This is a genomic window from Maribacter sp. HS, from assembly GCF_048059195.1.
In the GTDB taxonomy this organism is placed as follows: Bacteria; Bacteroidota; Bacteroidia; order Flavobacteriales; family Flavobacteriaceae; genus Maribacter; species Maribacter dokdonensis.
Genome location: NZ_JAYLVV010000004.1, coordinates 708,935 through 723,070, shown reverse-complemented (window position 1 = coordinate 723,070; position 14,136 = coordinate 708,935). Strand labels below are relative to the sequence as shown.

Below are 14,136 nucleotides of genomic sequence, written 5' to 3'. Positions count from 1 at the left end.
AATTATGAAATCAAAGATTCACGAATACCTATTAAAATTAAATAACAAAGACATGAGTAAAACAATCAAAAAACAAGCTAAGTTAAAAGTGGCGTGTGCTGCCTTTACTTTAATATCTGCACTAGCATTTGCACAAAACATTTCTAACACTCAAAACAGCTTTAACCGAGATGGTTTTATCTTCGAATTTGGTCTAGGTGGCGGTATAATCAGTATAGAAGATAGTGCTGGAACCCAAAGTTTTGATGATACCCAAGGCGGTGGCACTTTTCCTGAATTAAAGTTTGGCTATATGCTGAACAACCGTTTAGCCGTTACCGTTTCTGCACCTGGAATGATTTACACGCTTAATGATAACGACAGGCACTTTGGAGGCATTATACCTTCTGTTCAGTACTGGGTAAAAGACCGGTGGTGGATACATGGTGGTGCCGGTTTAGCCATAGATGGCCCTGCATTATATGATATTGAAGATAACATAAATGAAGATTGGAATACGGGTTTAGCTGTTATGGCGAGCACGGGTTACGAAGTGTACAGAAAAAACAAATTTGCCTTAAACGTCCAATCCAAATTACTCCTGGGTGGTGTAAAGCTAGATAATAATAATGACAGAGAGGTGGTGCAATTTAGTTTAGGAATTGGCTTTAGCTGGTTTTAATCATTTGCACCGCCAAAGGGTATAATATCCCAAGGCTTGCCTCGAAATTAAAAGTCCGTTTCCTACGAATGCATTGCGGGCTTGCCCCGAGGTCGTTTACTAAAGAAAAAATAATAGCAATAATCAAAAAAATATAATCATGAAATCAAAGATTCACGAATACCTATTAAAATTAAATAACATAATCATGAATAAACCATTTAGAATTAACACATTAAGAACCTTGGGATACATGTCATTAGGCCTTCTTTTACTTACGACCGCATGTGGTCAAACAAGCAGTAAATCAAAAACCGAAGTAACCACCAGTACCGAAACCAAGTCGGTAGTTGATGCACCAGAAATGGATATTCAAACAGCGATACTATCGGACAATCTTGAAGCCGTTAAACAGCATATTTCGGCAGGAACAGATTTGAACAAAAAAGACCCTATGACCGGGGCCACACCACTAATCACTGCCGCGAGCTTTGGAAAGCATAAAATTGCGCAAGCCCTTATTGATGCCGGTGCGGATTTATCGGCTAAAAATAACGATGGTGCAACAGCTTTGCATACGGCCGCATTCTTTTGTAGAGTCGAAGTCGTACAGTCACTTATTGATGCCAAAGCCGATAAGACCGCTAAAAACAACTTTGGTATGACACCAAGGGAAAGTGTTATGGGGCCATTTGCAGAAATAAAACCCATTTATGAAATGCTACAGCAGCAATTAGGGCCGATAGGTTTACAAATTGAGTTGACCGAAATCGAAAAAACCCGCCCGGTCATAGCAATGATGTTGCAATAATCGATTTTAAAATTAAACATGATGAAAACTGAAAGAAGATATGATATTGATTGGTTAAGGGTTATTGCCATTGGCTTGCTGCTCATTTATCACATCGCCATTGTATTTCAACCTTGGGCCATGTTCATTGGCTTTATCAGAAGCGATGAATTTCTAGAAGGTTTATGGAAACCAATGACCATGTTAAACGTCTGGCGGATTCCACTTTTGTTCTACGTCTCGGGAATGGGGCTCTATTTTGCCATGCGCAAGAGAAACTGGAAACAATTGCTTCTGGAACGGACAAAGCGTATTCTTTTACCCTTCGTCTTTGGCTTTATAGCCATAACCACCTTACACATGTATATTTTTCAGACGTATTATGATATGCCGTTGGGCTATTATCCGCATGTAGGGCATTTATGGTTTCTAGGGAATATTTTTGCATACGTCCTGCTGTTACTGCCCTTATTTTTCTATCTGAAAAAGAACGAGAATGGAAGATTTAAAAACGGCTTGTCCAAATTCATGGGTAATCCTGTTGGGCCTTTGTCGATTTCTATATTTTTTGTGCTTGAAGCATTACTGGTAAAACCCCAGCTATTCGCCCTATATGCGGAGACTTGGCATGGCTTTTTTATTGGATTTTTGGCCTTCTTTTTCGGCTTTCTTTTCGTGTACAGTGGTAAAACATTCTGGCAGACCGTTTTAAAATGGCGCTGGTTATATATTGGTTTGGCCGCCGTGCTGTTCGGCATAAGATATTTTAATTACGCGACGGAAGCACCCGGTTATCTTACGGCTATCGAATCCAATTGTTGGATTTTCGGCGTTTTCGGCCTCGGATATAAGTACTTGAACAAACCAAGTAAAATCCTGAGTTATTTGAGCCAAGCAGCGTATCCTGTTTATATCATACACATGTTTGTTTTGTACGCAGGGGCTATGTTCATATTGCCATTGGAAATACCTATCTTATTGAAATTCGTAGGTATTGTAGCTTTTACAGGTTTAGCCTGCTATCTCATTTATGAATTTATTATTAAAAGGATTGGATTCTTAAAGCCATTGTTTGGACTTAAATGGAAATCCAATAAAGCAAAAAAGCTCATGAAAATGTATCATCTAAAAATTAAGGACTCTTCAAATTAGTTCCAATTTAAAAAACCGAACGATTGGTCACACTTTTTAAGATACTTTAATGTTACTTTTTTGATAGTCTTGAAAGTTGAAATGTAACAAGCCTCGGTTTATTAAGTGTTCTTTAAAAATATTAAAATGTCGGAAAAATTAAGCCATCCCAAAGAAGTCCGGAAAACGATACTGTTGTTTTTGGGTATTTTGACCTTGCTAAGTACTATCTGTTATTACGCAATACTCAAGCTGAACCCTACAAGCATCTATGTCGGGGCTTTAATGATGAGCCCCGCATTATCCGCCTTTATTACATTGAAGCTACTGAAAAGACCGATTTCAAGTCTTCCTTGGGGTCTGAAAAGTTTGAAAAATTTGCGCCTATCCTATGTGATTCCGGTAGCCTATATTATGATTGCCTATGTATTGATTTGGGTTTTCGGTTTTGGAAATGTGCTCAATCAGGAAACTATCACCGAGTGGTCGCAAGAATTAGGCATGGAAGGTTTCAGTAGTACAATTATACTATTGACTATGATTGTTCTCTTATCTATTGTTGGTGTTGTAAAGAACATTGGTTCGACATTGGGCGAGGAAATAGGATGGCGGGGATTCTTCAACTACGAACTTCGGAAACTATTTTCCTTTGGTGGTGTTTCCATGATTAGCGGATTGATTTGGGCGATATGGCATTGGCCAATTATCTTTTTGATATACAAGGGAAGTGGAAACCTGTTGCTACACATTACAGCTTTTACCGTAATGATAGTTGCAATTTCGGTCATTTTGGCCTACTATACTTTTAAATCCAACAGCTTGTGGCCTGCGGCCCTATTTCATTCCGTACACAATATATTCATACAGAAGATTTTCACGCCGTTGACGATAACAAATAACTGCACGACTTTTTGGATAGATGAATACGGACTCATGCTACCGATTATTACGACGCTATTTGCCATCTATTTTTGGCGAAAGGCGAAAGTTGAGAAACTATAGGTTTTAAGACAATAAAATGAAAAAACAAACAACCGTATTATGGCAAAGAAACAATCAAAACGAATACTCAAAATCATATTAATTATGGCAAGCATCAGCTCACTATTCTTTGTACCATGGATTTTGCTAAGATTACTGTTAACACCATTACCTGATACGGTTCAGGAACAGGTCAATGATGCTATTGTATACGGATTGGACGGCATGATTGTTTATGTAGACCAAGCTGGCAAGCCACCTCAATTTTATGCCGCTGGCTGGCAGAATCGAAAAAATAAGATTCCTGCCAACCCAAAAGCTTTATTCCGGATTGCCAGCATTAGCAAGTTGTATGTTGCTGTTGCCGTAGCAAAATTAGTTAATGACAATCAGTTGTCTTTAGACAAAACGCTCGCTGATTATATGCCGGAACTGGTGGGACGAATTGAAAATGCGGATAAAATCACCTTGAGAATGATGGTGCAACATCGGAGTGGTATTCCGAACTATACTGACTTTCCGGGTTTTTGGATAAACGATTATTCGAAAAACACCAAAGAATCGCTCGATTTGGTCCTCGATACCCCAGCCGATTTTAAACCGGATAAAAAATATAGGTACTCAAATACCAATTACCTGTTGATTGGCGAAATCTTGGATAAAACATTGGGATATAGTCATCACCAATTTATCAAAAAAGAAATTTTAATGCCCCTTGGGCTCAACCACACCTACAGTTTGCTAAGTGAAGTGAATTTAGACGATGTAATGAGCGGATATGCCGTGGATTATGAGCCAGACCTAAAGCCAAATGATTTTGTAAGCCCTGCCGGCTCCATGGTGGCTACAGCAGAGGATGTGGGTATATTCTTGAGGGCGTTGAACGACGGCTCCTTGCTCAATGATAAGGAACAAGCTATCTATTCGTCAATCTATGTATATGAACATACAGGATTATTACCAGGTTACAGCAGTATTGCCAAGTATCACAAGGATATTGATGCTGTTGTTGTTCAATTTGTAAATACCAGTGGCGGATACTCTTGGAACGTATCAGAAAAAATTAATAATAGAATTGTAAAAATCCTGAAAAGGAGAAAGTAACCAATACCTTAAAACTAATATACGCAATGAAAAAAACAGATACTCTAGAAACAAATGCATCAAACAAGTCTCAAAGCGCATGAAAACTAAATCTCATCCTTTTTGGCGCTGGTTCTGGCTCACTTTCCTTATTGTTTCTCTTGGGTATGCATGGTATTCATTCTATGTACCTTCTAATGATATGGTTTGGAATGATGACATGGTATCTGCTCAAAAGCTTGCTGACAGTTCTGACAAAAATATTATGTTATTTTTTACCGGGGAATGGTGTTCGCCTTGTCGCATTATGAAGCGTGAAATTTTTGTAGACAAAGAAGCCATGAATGCCATTAATGCGAAAGTTATACCCGTAGAAATTAATATTGATGACCCTAATGTTGAAGAACTCGTAAAGCACTATAACATTGGCGCTACCCCAACCACAGTTTTTATTGATCCTGAGGGAAACGTAATTGAATACGCTGTTGGAAAGGTTGGGAAAACAGAATTCCTTGAAACGCTTGAAAATTTCGATTTGCCTTAATTCTAAGTAAGGTAGAAGCGCCTGATATAAAAAACGACATCATACATCTTTAAATTACAAAAGACTAAAGACATTTCGCTTTCAAAAGCAGCCATAATAAAATTGGGTGATACTTTAGACGAAAGTTATGCCGATATCTTTTGGGTTGATGCTCAGATTATTGAAACGCTTAGACCTAAAACTGACTAGGATTCCTTCACAACGGTTAACCTAATAATAGTTTATTGATATTTGTTTTATACAGTTTACCAATAGGCACAATATGATCTCCAATATGAATTCTATTGCCTTCTACACTACGTATATACTTTTTTGCAACTGCAAAAGACTTATGAACTTGAAGAAAATCATTGTCTGAAAATAATTGTATCGTATCCGATATTTTTTCTCGAATGCTGATGATGCCATCAGTAGTAATAACTTTGGTATAGTTGCCAGAAGCTTCAATAAATAGTATGGAATCTATAGCTACCTGAACATGACTATTATTTTGCTTTAAAAAAATATGCTTTCCTTCAGGCTTTATATTCTGTTGTCTTCCCATACTTATTGTACTAATGGCTGAAGACGTCACTTTATTAATAGCACTCAAAAAACGTTCTAAACTAAAAGGTTTTAACAAGTAATCTACAACGTTTAATTCGTAGCCTTCAATTGCGAATTCACTGTAGGCGGTCGTGACAATAACTTTAGGAGGTGATGATAAGGTTCTTAAAAATTCAAATCCTTTTAATTTGGGCATATTTATATCTAAAAAGATTAAGTCAACTTGATGTGTATTCAAATACTCAAGGGCTTCCAAAGAGCTATAACAGTTTTTCTGCAACTTCATATGCGGAAGCATTTCACAATATTCCATGATAATCTTGTGGGCTATATGTTCATCATCTATGATTAGATACCTCATTATTTTAATTTTAGAGATAGTTTAACTTTATAACTATTGGCGGTAACGTCAAAAGAAAGAGCATGCTTATTGGAGTAAACTAGCTCTAATCTTCTCTTTAAGTTTTTTAAACCAATACCTTCTGTATTGGGTGCTTGTTGTAATTCAAAATTATTTTCAATTATGAAATTTACCTTATTATCCTTTTCAGTTAAGTTAATATGGATATACGCGTCTTTTTCTAAATTTTCCAAGCCATGCTTAAAAGCATTCTCTACTAGAATAATAAATAGTAAAGGCATAATTTTAGCTTGCGGATGCTCAATTTCAGAATTCAATTGAACATCAGACTTTTTATGATAGCGTATTCCTTGAAGTTCAATATAGTTTTTTAAATAATCTAATTCTTGTTTGAGGCTAACCCAATCTTTTTGGCCCTCATAAATACTATATCGCATCATATCAGAAAGTTTAAGTACCATTTCCCTTTCCTTAGAATCTTTTTCCATTAATCCATACAAATTGTTGAGTGTATTGAAGAAGAAATGTGGGTTTACCTGACTTTTTAAATGCAGTAGTTCTGTTTTTTCTTTTTCATTCTTTAATCTAATAATTGATTTGATCTGTTTAAAAACCCAGTGGGCAATGGTGATAAATAAAAGAGTAAAGTACAGGACAATAAACTCTACAAATCCTTCCAACTTGCCAAAAGTGTCATTAAATAATACAATGACCAATCCTATAATTACAAGGGATATTTTATAAACACTGTTTATAATTTTCTTTTTCCCATCTGATATTTTCAACTTCATAGGTCAAGATTAATTAAATAAAATTCCTCCTACAAATTAGTTGACAAACAATAGATACAGAGGAATAAACACCTGCTTAGCAGGGATAAAGTACGTTTGCACCAGTCTTAAGGTCTTGTATCACGCCTAAAATGAGATGTGTCACTTTTTGTTTTTTACAATTAAGGCCCACCATAAGTTTGCCTCAATCAATCAAAAAACGAACAGTATGGAACTTAGAATTGACAATCTATCAAAAACGTATTCAAACGGGATTAAAGCTTTACAAAACATTTCACTAGATATACCAACAGGCATGTTTGGTCTATTAGGCCCAAATGGTGCAGGCAAGTCTACGTTAATGCGAACTATTGCAACACTGCAAGAAGCCGATGCTGGTTCCATTGACCTTGGAGACATCGATGTCTTAAAACAAAAAAATGAATTGCGGCAGGTATTAGGTTATTTGCCACAACAATTTGGTTTGTACCCAAAAATATCTGCCGAGGTATTACTTAATCATTTCGCAGTGCTTAAAGGCATCACTAATAAAAACGAACGTAAAGAATTGGTGAAGGCACTGTTATATAAAACCAATTTATATGAGGTGCGACAACAAAATCTTAAAGGATTTTCTGGTGGGATGAAGCAACGTTTTGGTATTGCACAAGCGTTGCTTAACAATCCGAAGTTACTTATTGTAGATGAACCAACAGCAGGATTGGATCCTGTAGAACGCAATCGATTTTACAATGTTTTAAGCGAGCTTGGGGAACATACTGTGGTTATTTTATCCACACACATTGTTGACGATGTCAAAGAACTCTGCACAAATATGGCCATTATTAACCAAGGTCAAGTATGCTTAAAAGGGCAGCCGTTACAAATACTGGAAGGCCTAAAAGATAAAGTCTATAAAAAAACAATCGAAAAATCAGAATTGAACCTATATAAAGAAAATTATCAGGTCATCAGTGAACGATTATTTCTTGGAAAACCAACCATTCATATCGTAAGTGATACGAATCCAGGAGACGGCTTTTCGCTTATTAATGCCGAATTAGAGGATGTCTATTTTTCGGAAATATTCAATAATACTAAACTTAAATCTAATTAGTTATGTGGTATACTATTTTTAAGTTCGAAATACAATACCGTATTAAACGACCGGACACCTATGTATTCTTCCTTTTTCTATTTCTATTTTCAATTGTTGGTGTTGACTTTATTTTTCAAGGTTCAGAAATGGGTCTTATGAAAAAAAACTCACCCATAGTGATTGCAAAAACAATGGGAGCTATTACAGGTATATTTATGATATTAGCCTCAATGATAATGGGCGTTTCTGTACTAAGAGATTTTGAATACAATATAGAATCATTGCTATTTTCTGCACCAATCAACAAAAGAGATTATTTACTAGGTCGATTTTTAGGATCGTTTGCAGTTTTGCTATTTGCATTTACAGGTATTTTATTTGGCATGATGCTAAGCGAATTTATGCCATGGCATAATCCAGAAGATCTATTAGGGTTTAATGCCTTTGTTTATATAAAGATATTTTTAATGGTATCGTTACCAACGTTGTTTTTTGGAGCTTCGTTGTTTTTTGTAACAGGTGCTTTAAGCAGAAACTTAGTAGTCGTATATACCCAAGGTATTATTTTATTTGTGATTTTTATGCTAACCAAAGCTATCACTAATGAATTTTGGCAAGCCATTCTAGATCCATTTTCGCTAACAACAACCACTTTTGCTACAAAGTCTTGGTCAGCTTTAGAAAAAAGTATCCAAGAGCTACCCTTTATTGGAGCCATACTTTATAACAAACTGTTTTGGGTTTCTCTAGGAATACTTGCTTTGATCTATGGTTATAAAAAATTCAATTTTAATATCATTAAAGAAAAGCGATCAAAGCGAAAGCAAGTTGAAAAATTAGTTGCTAAAAGCACTAGTGTTGTTAGTGATATAGAAATTCCTGAAGCTACAAAGCAATATGGATTACTTTCAAAATGGAATCAATTAAAACAATTTTCTTGGTTTTACTTTATCAGTATTTGCAAGCAAGCATCATTTTGGGGAATTGTTATTTGTGGGATGATTATCATTCTCATTAATTCCGTAAATCTTGGAACTGTGTATGGTGTGGATAGCTATCCAGCAACCTATTTTATTGTTGAAGAACTCAAAGAAACATCTATTTATTTCTTCATAATAATTTTAGTGTTTTATTCAGGTGAATTGGTATGGAAAGAGCGAGGTGCTAAGTTAGATTTAATCTATGACGCAACACCAATGTCTAGTTTTATAAAACTAATGGGTAAATACATTGGATTAAACGTAGTGTATGTAGTATTAATGCTCGCATTAATTGGTTCAGGAATTCTATTTCAAACATTAAGTGGGTATTACAAATATGAATTCCAAGTCTATTTTTATGGTTTCTTCTTAGAGATTTTACCGTTTTTAGCACTGTATACATGCATTGCATTTTTTATTCAATCTGTGGTAAACCATAAGTTTGTAGGCATAATGTTGGTGATTTTATTTTTTATAGCCAATGTTGCTTTAGGTTTATTCGGGTTTGATCACGAATTATATTTTTTCGGAGGCAGTGCTTTAGGAACGTATTCTGATATGAATGGTTATGGTCATTTTTTAAAACCCTATCTGTTCATTAAATCGTATTGGTTTCTCTTCGGAATACTATTACTAATTATTGGGTCTTTGGTAAATGTAAGAGGTACTGAAACCAATTTGATGCAACGCATAAGAGCTAGCAAAAACAGATTGAGCAAGCCGCTTTTTAAAGTTGCTTCTATGGTCTTTTTAGTATTTATACTCATGGGAAGTTTAATCTTTTACAATACGAATATTTTAAACACCTATTGGACCAATACTAAAGCAACTGAATTTAGAGTAGCTTATGAAAAGGAACTCAAACAGTTTGAATATATACCACAGCCCAAAATAGTAGATGTGAATTTAAAAGTGGAATTGTATCCTTCATTAAGAGATTATACTGCGGAAGGGTATTATATATTAAAAAACACCAATGCGCAACCCATTCATGAGATTCATATTCAGAAACTAATTGAAGAGAATATCACATTAGATGCTGTCACTTTTGATGGAGGCGCAACAGAAAATAATACATACGCTACCTACGATTATACCATCCATCAGTTGCATAGCCCTTTGAATCCTGGAGATTCAATTAAAATGAACTTTAAGCAATCATTCACTACGAATGGATTTGAAGCAGGTAATTCAAATGCTAATATTGTTGAAAATGGAACATTCTTTAACAATAAAGACTTTCCAACATTAGGTTACAACAGAAAATATGAGCTAAGTGATAGGGATGAACGTTCAGAATATAATTTGCCTGAAAGAACGAATAGAGCTCATAGAAATGACCCTAAAGAATTAGTTAATGCAAGATCTGGTAGTGATTCTGACGGTATTCATTTTGAAATGGTCATTGGAACAGAAATTGATCAAACAGCATTGGTTCCTGGGAATTTATTGAAGGAATGGACAGAAAATAATCGTAATTATTTTCATTATAAAATGGAAATTCCAATGATTGATTTTTACTCAATTGTTTCAGCAAGGTATGACATAAAAAAAGACAAATGGATTTCAAAATCTGATTCAATTTCAAAACAAGTAGATCTGGAAATTTACTATCATAAAGGTCATGAGTATAACATAGATAGGATGATGAAGTCTATGAAAGCTTCTTTGGATTACTATAGCACAAATTTCAGTCCGTATCAATATGAACAGTTACGTATCATGGAGTTTCCGCGTTATGCGCAATTTGCACAATCATTTCCGGGCACTGTTCCATTCTCAGAGTCTATAGGTTTTGTATTGGATATTGATGATGAAACCGATGTTGATATGGCATTTTATGTGACCGCACACGAAATTGCCCACCAATGGTTTGCTATGCAAGTGGAAGCGGCAAATGTAAAAGGGCAATACTTTATTTTGGAAACACTTTCTCAATATGCAGCCATGATGGTTTTAAAAGCGCACTATCCAAAAGAAAAGGTTCATCAATTTTTAGAGTTGCAATTAGAGAAATACGAAGAAGGCAAACTCAGAGAATCTGGAGCAGAACCAACGCTAGCATTAGTAGATAATCAAGACTATATTTATTATGCTAAAGGTGCCATTAACATGTATCAATTTCAAAAGGCAATAGGCGAGGAGCAGGTCAATAAAGCTTTAAGACGCTTTTTGGAAAATTGGAATACCACTAACGGTAAGCTTAAAATGAAAACCAATCGCTATGCCACCAGTCAAGACTTGTTAGGCTATTTTAGAGCGGTTACACCAGATTCGTTACAGCATATACTAGTTGATCAATTTGAAAGTGTTAAGCCTGTAGAATTGTAATTTCTTGGCTTATGGCACTTTACCAGGTTGCGAAATTAAGTTTGAACATCTTATAAAAATTATAGTTTATTACGAGGGCCATGAATACCAAACTAAATAACTAACAATGAATATGCTGCAGCGGAAAGTCAGATAAGTATTATTTTAAAAAAAGTAATGACCCGAGTAAACACTAATTATAGGCCCTGGCCCAATAGCTATAGGGGGAGGGGAGGGTAATAGGTATGGGAGAAAAATTTATTTCGAATTACGTTTAAACCTTCAATCGTGCGTCTATGTATTTTTCCTTTCCGAATTTAAAATCAATGTGTTTCTTTGTATATGAATGAATATCAGTACAAAAACACTCAAAAGTAATAGAACAAACGCCCTTTATTGGAAGTGCCAATTACTAGGATGGTGTACTGTTTCTGTTTATTGGGCATACACGGTATACACAAGAGATGACTATGGGGTGTTTTACACTTTCTGTAATTATGTTTTAGATGTTGCCATTGGAATTTTCCTGACCCACATGTACAGAACATATGCTTTAAAGGCAAATTGGAGTCAATTACCCATTAAAAAGCTGCTTGTTCGTGTAATTCCCAGTATACTTTTATTGGCTTTTTTATATGTGCTTTTAAACAATTTGAAGTGGTATGGCTATTGGACCTTGATAGCGGAAGAAGATAAGAATATATGGGTATCGCTTCTTTATTGGGATCCCATATTACTTACCGGTTTACGGTTAATGTCTATCTGGATTTTAGCGTATCATCTGTATCATTATTATCAAAAAGAAGTTGTAACGGCAAGAGAATATGCTCAACTTTCCTTAGTGGCGAAACAAGCACAATTAGATAATTTATCGGCTCAACTAAACCCACATTTTTTATTTAATTCCTTGAATTCCATAAAGTCCTTAATTGTTGAGAACCCTAATGTAGCCAGACGTGGGATAGACTTATTGTCCGACTTATTACGTTCCTCTTTATATGAAAAAGATAAAGACTTAATTTCAGTAAAAAACGAATTAGCTTTAGTAAATGATTACATAGAGTTGGAAAAACTTCGTTTTGAAGAACGATTGGAAATAGACATCACTCTTGATAAGACGTTAGCCCATTTTAAAATTCCAACCTTGAGCATCCAATTATTGATAGAAAATGCCATTAAACACGGAATTGACAAAGTTATTGAAGGTGGGTTAATAACTTTGAAAATTGATAAGAACGGAGATCAAGTCTATATACAAGTTCAAAATCCAGGAAAATTAAATGATACTAAATCTGCAAATGGTTTAGGTTTAATGAACTTAAAGAAGCGCTTGGAGCTTCAATATAATAAAGAGGCTTCTTTTACTTTAGAAGAAATAGCTAATAATATAGTACAAGCGACTATACTAGTACCCTACAGAGCAGATGAAAACATATAAAGCGGTTATTATCGATGATGAACGTTTAGCGCGAGAAGAGGTAAAACGTGCTTTAAAAAAATATCCGGAATTTATCGTGGTTGGAGAGGCAAACAATGTGGATGCGGCTATAAAATTAGTAGCGGACGAAGATCCAGACCTATTGTTTTTGGACATACACATGCCTGAAAAGTCAGGATTTGATTTATTAGAAGAATTAACCACCGTTCCAGAAGTTGTTTTTACAACTGCGTATGACCAATACGCTGTAAAAGCTTTCGAATTAAACGCATTGGACTATTTGGTTAAACCTTTACGGGAAGAACGCTTTGCAAAAACCATAGAAAAAGTAAAACAGGAGTTGGCAGAGAAGGCAAAGGTGTCACAAGATGTTTTGCCCATGCATAAAAAGATTTTTATTAAAGACGGCGAAAAATGTTATTTCATTCCAATTTCTGATATCTACTATATTGAATCGATGGATAATTATGCGCGCCTATACTTTGGTGGTAAAAAGGCTATGATCAAACGTTCATTAAATCTACTTGAAAAAAAGTTAGATACCACCGTGTTTTTTAGAGCCAATAGGAGTCAAATTATCAACACACATTTTATTAAAGAAATTCACCCGCATTTTAATAATAAGCTACACATCATCTTGATTTCTGGTGAAAAGATTGAAGTTTCAAGCCGACAGTCTGTTAAGTTTAAAAACTGGAATAGCTTATAATTGATTGGTTTGTAAATTAATTTTACGCTTATTTTCTTTTATTCACGTTCCTGTACTTTCCCTTTACACATGTATATATTCATCATTTCTTTGCTTCAGAAATAAAATTTTAATTAAAAAAATAGAACGATGTGTAACTTCAAAAATAATTATCACCTACCTGTAATTCTAATTGTTTTGATCATTATGGGACTATATTCATGCACCAATGACACCTTAAAAATCGCTGCGCAACCTACTTTATCCGATTATTCCGTTGGAGAAAAATGGATCTGGAAGTATAAAGGTGTTACTACCGAAGGCGAGGTACGTTCAGAGGGAGAAGATACAAGAGAAGTAGTTATTGCAGATGGTGTTTTGGGGATGACAATGGGTAATGATACGATTCCAATAACAGACATTGTAAAACCGGAAGAAAGCGAAACGCCAAGATATGACTGGCCTTTGGAAGTGGGTAAAAAGTGGAAATATGAAAAAAATTGGACAAGTCAAGATGGTACCACAGGAAAGCAAAGTCAAGATGTAGAGGTTTTATCCTTTAAGGAAGAAACAGTAGAAGCAGGAACATTCATGGCCTATACGATTCAATACAAAGGTGTAATTACAAATTCGAGAGGGTATAATGCCAAAACGGATGAAGTGTGGTTGTATGCTCCGGCTATAAAAAATTTCATAAAACTTATCCAAACCCAAGATGATTTTTTATACGAAGAGGAGTTAAAACTGTATTCAAACTAAAATGAAAATTGAGCAT

At 35.1% G+C, this 14,136-nt stretch carries 13 protein-coding genes; 11 read left to right on the top strand and 2 right to left on the bottom strand.

The annotated features are described in order from the left end of the window. Window positions 1-4: 4 nt before the first annotated feature. From VBZ51_RS12820 to VBZ51_RS12795, 6 genes are all read left to right on the top strand, one after another. Window positions 5-661 (top strand): hypothetical protein, encoded by a 657-nt coding sequence (locus VBZ51_RS12820; RefSeq protein ID WP_241240866.1) that lies wholly within the window; start codon window positions 5-7, stop codon window positions 659-661. Between the two features lie 139 nt (window positions 662-800). Next, the gene (locus VBZ51_RS12815; RefSeq protein WP_241240865.1) at window positions 801-1,451 is read left to right on the top strand and encodes an ankyrin repeat domain-containing protein; all 651 of its coding nucleotides are present in this window, start codon (window positions 801-803) and stop codon (window positions 1,449-1,451) included. Window positions 1,452-1,472: 21 nt separating this feature from the next. Then, window positions 1,473-2,582, top strand: coding sequence for an acyltransferase family protein (locus tag VBZ51_RS12810; RefSeq protein ID WP_054557955.1), 1,110 nt, complete (start codon window positions 1,473-1,475; stop codon window positions 2,580-2,582). A gap of 126 nt (window positions 2,583-2,708) precedes the next feature. After that, window positions 2,709-3,563 carry a CPBP family intramembrane glutamic endopeptidase gene (locus VBZ51_RS12805; RefSeq protein ID WP_054557954.1) on the top strand — a complete coding sequence of 285 codons (855 nt, stop codon included), beginning with the start codon at window positions 2,709-2,711 and terminating at the stop codon, window positions 3,561-3,563. Between the two features lie 39 nt (window positions 3,564-3,602). Further along, window positions 3,603-4,646, top strand: a complete 1,044-nt coding sequence (locus VBZ51_RS12800) for a serine hydrolase domain-containing protein (RefSeq protein ID WP_054557953.1) — start codon at window positions 3,603-3,605, stop codon at window positions 4,644-4,646. A gap of 79 nt (window positions 4,647-4,725) precedes the next feature. Beyond that, window positions 4,726-5,169: a thioredoxin family protein gene (locus VBZ51_RS12795; protein WP_054557952.1), complete on the top strand. Its 444-nt coding sequence runs from the start codon at window positions 4,726-4,728 to the stop codon at window positions 5,167-5,169. A 205-nt stretch (window positions 5,170-5,374) separates the two neighbouring features. Here the strand turns inward: VBZ51_RS12795 and VBZ51_RS12790 are convergent, their stop codons facing one another. Both VBZ51_RS12790 and VBZ51_RS12785 read right to left on the bottom strand, forming a co-directional pair. Further along, window positions 5,375-6,076, bottom strand: a complete 702-nt coding sequence (locus tag VBZ51_RS12790) for a LytR/AlgR family response regulator transcription factor (RefSeq protein WP_316934155.1) — start codon at window positions 6,074-6,076, stop codon at window positions 5,375-5,377. Then, on the bottom strand, window positions 6,076-6,867 hold the full coding sequence (locus VBZ51_RS12785; protein ID WP_054557950.1) for a sensor histidine kinase: 792 nt from the start codon (window positions 6,865-6,867) through the stop codon (window positions 6,076-6,078). The genes VBZ51_RS12790 and VBZ51_RS12785 overlap by 1 nt, the downstream gene beginning before the upstream one ends. A 208-nt stretch (window positions 6,868-7,075) precedes the next feature. Here VBZ51_RS12785 and VBZ51_RS12780 point away from each other — a divergent pair, with 208 nt between their 5' ends. From VBZ51_RS12780 to VBZ51_RS12760, 5 genes are all read left to right on the top strand, one after another. Further along, on the top strand, window positions 7,076-7,963 hold the full coding sequence (locus VBZ51_RS12780; RefSeq protein ID WP_054558035.1) for an ABC transporter ATP-binding protein: 888 nt from the start codon (window positions 7,076-7,078) through the stop codon (window positions 7,961-7,963). A gap of 2 nt (window positions 7,964-7,965) precedes the next feature. Beyond that, window positions 7,966-11,256, top strand: coding sequence for an ABC transporter permease/M1 family aminopeptidase (locus VBZ51_RS12775; RefSeq protein ID WP_054557949.1), 3,291 nt, complete (start codon window positions 7,966-7,968; stop codon window positions 11,254-11,256). A gap of 325 nt (window positions 11,257-11,581) precedes the next feature. Next, the gene (locus VBZ51_RS12770) at window positions 11,582-12,673 is read left to right on the top strand and encodes a sensor histidine kinase (protein ID WP_054557948.1); all 1,092 of its coding nucleotides are present in this window, start codon (window positions 11,582-11,584) and stop codon (window positions 12,671-12,673) included. Then, on the top strand, window positions 12,660-13,382 hold the full coding sequence (locus VBZ51_RS12765) for a LytR/AlgR family response regulator transcription factor (RefSeq protein ID WP_054557947.1): 723 nt from the start codon (window positions 12,660-12,662) through the stop codon (window positions 13,380-13,382). The genes VBZ51_RS12770 and VBZ51_RS12765 overlap by 14 nt, the downstream gene beginning before the upstream one ends. Window positions 13,383-13,511: 129 nt before the next feature. Beyond that, the gene (locus tag VBZ51_RS12760) at window positions 13,512-14,120 is read left to right on the top strand and encodes a hypothetical protein (protein ID WP_054557946.1); all 609 of its coding nucleotides are present in this window, start codon (window positions 13,512-13,514) and stop codon (window positions 14,118-14,120) included. Window positions 14,121-14,136 lie beyond the last annotated feature (16 nt).

What these genes read in the sequence shown, in the direction of transcription:
- VBZ51_RS12765 (WP_054557947.1), top strand. Translation starts at nt 12,660, where the DNA reads ATGAAAACATATAAAGCGGTTATTATCGATGATGAACGTTTAGCGCGA.
- VBZ51_RS12805 (WP_054557954.1), top strand. Translation starts at nt 2,709, where the DNA reads ATGTCGGAAAAATTAAGCCATCCCAAAGAAGTCCGGAAAACGATACTG.
- VBZ51_RS12780 (WP_054558035.1), top strand. Translation starts at nt 7,076, where the DNA reads ATGGAACTTAGAATTGACAATCTATCAAAAACGTATTCAAACGGGATT.
- VBZ51_RS12790 (WP_316934155.1), bottom strand. Translation starts at nt 6,076, where the DNA reads ATGAGGTATCTAATCATAGATGATGAACATATAGCCCACAAGATTATC.
- VBZ51_RS12815 (WP_241240865.1), top strand. Translation starts at nt 801, where the DNA reads ATGAAATCAAAGATTCACGAATACCTATTAAAATTAAATAACATAATC.
- VBZ51_RS12775 (WP_054557949.1), top strand. Translation starts at nt 7,966, where the DNA reads ATGTGGTATACTATTTTTAAGTTCGAAATACAATACCGTATTAAACGA.
- VBZ51_RS12795 (WP_054557952.1), top strand. Translation starts at nt 4,726, where the DNA reads ATGAAAACTAAATCTCATCCTTTTTGGCGCTGGTTCTGGCTCACTTTC.
- VBZ51_RS12785 (WP_054557950.1), bottom strand. Translation starts at nt 6,867, where the DNA reads ATGAAGTTGAAAATATCAGATGGGAAAAAGAAAATTATAAACAGTGTT.
- VBZ51_RS12760 (WP_054557946.1), top strand. Translation starts at nt 13,512, where the DNA reads ATGTGTAACTTCAAAAATAATTATCACCTACCTGTAATTCTAATTGTT.
- VBZ51_RS12800 (WP_054557953.1), top strand. Translation starts at nt 3,603, where the DNA reads ATGGCAAAGAAACAATCAAAACGAATACTCAAAATCATATTAATTATG.
- VBZ51_RS12810 (WP_054557955.1), top strand. Translation starts at nt 1,473, where the DNA reads ATGAAAACTGAAAGAAGATATGATATTGATTGGTTAAGGGTTATTGCC.
- VBZ51_RS12820 (WP_241240866.1), top strand. Translation starts at nt 5, where the DNA reads ATGAAATCAAAGATTCACGAATACCTATTAAAATTAAATAACAAAGAC.
- VBZ51_RS12770 (WP_054557948.1), top strand. Translation starts at nt 11,582, where the DNA reads ATGAATATCAGTACAAAAACACTCAAAAGTAATAGAACAAACGCCCTT.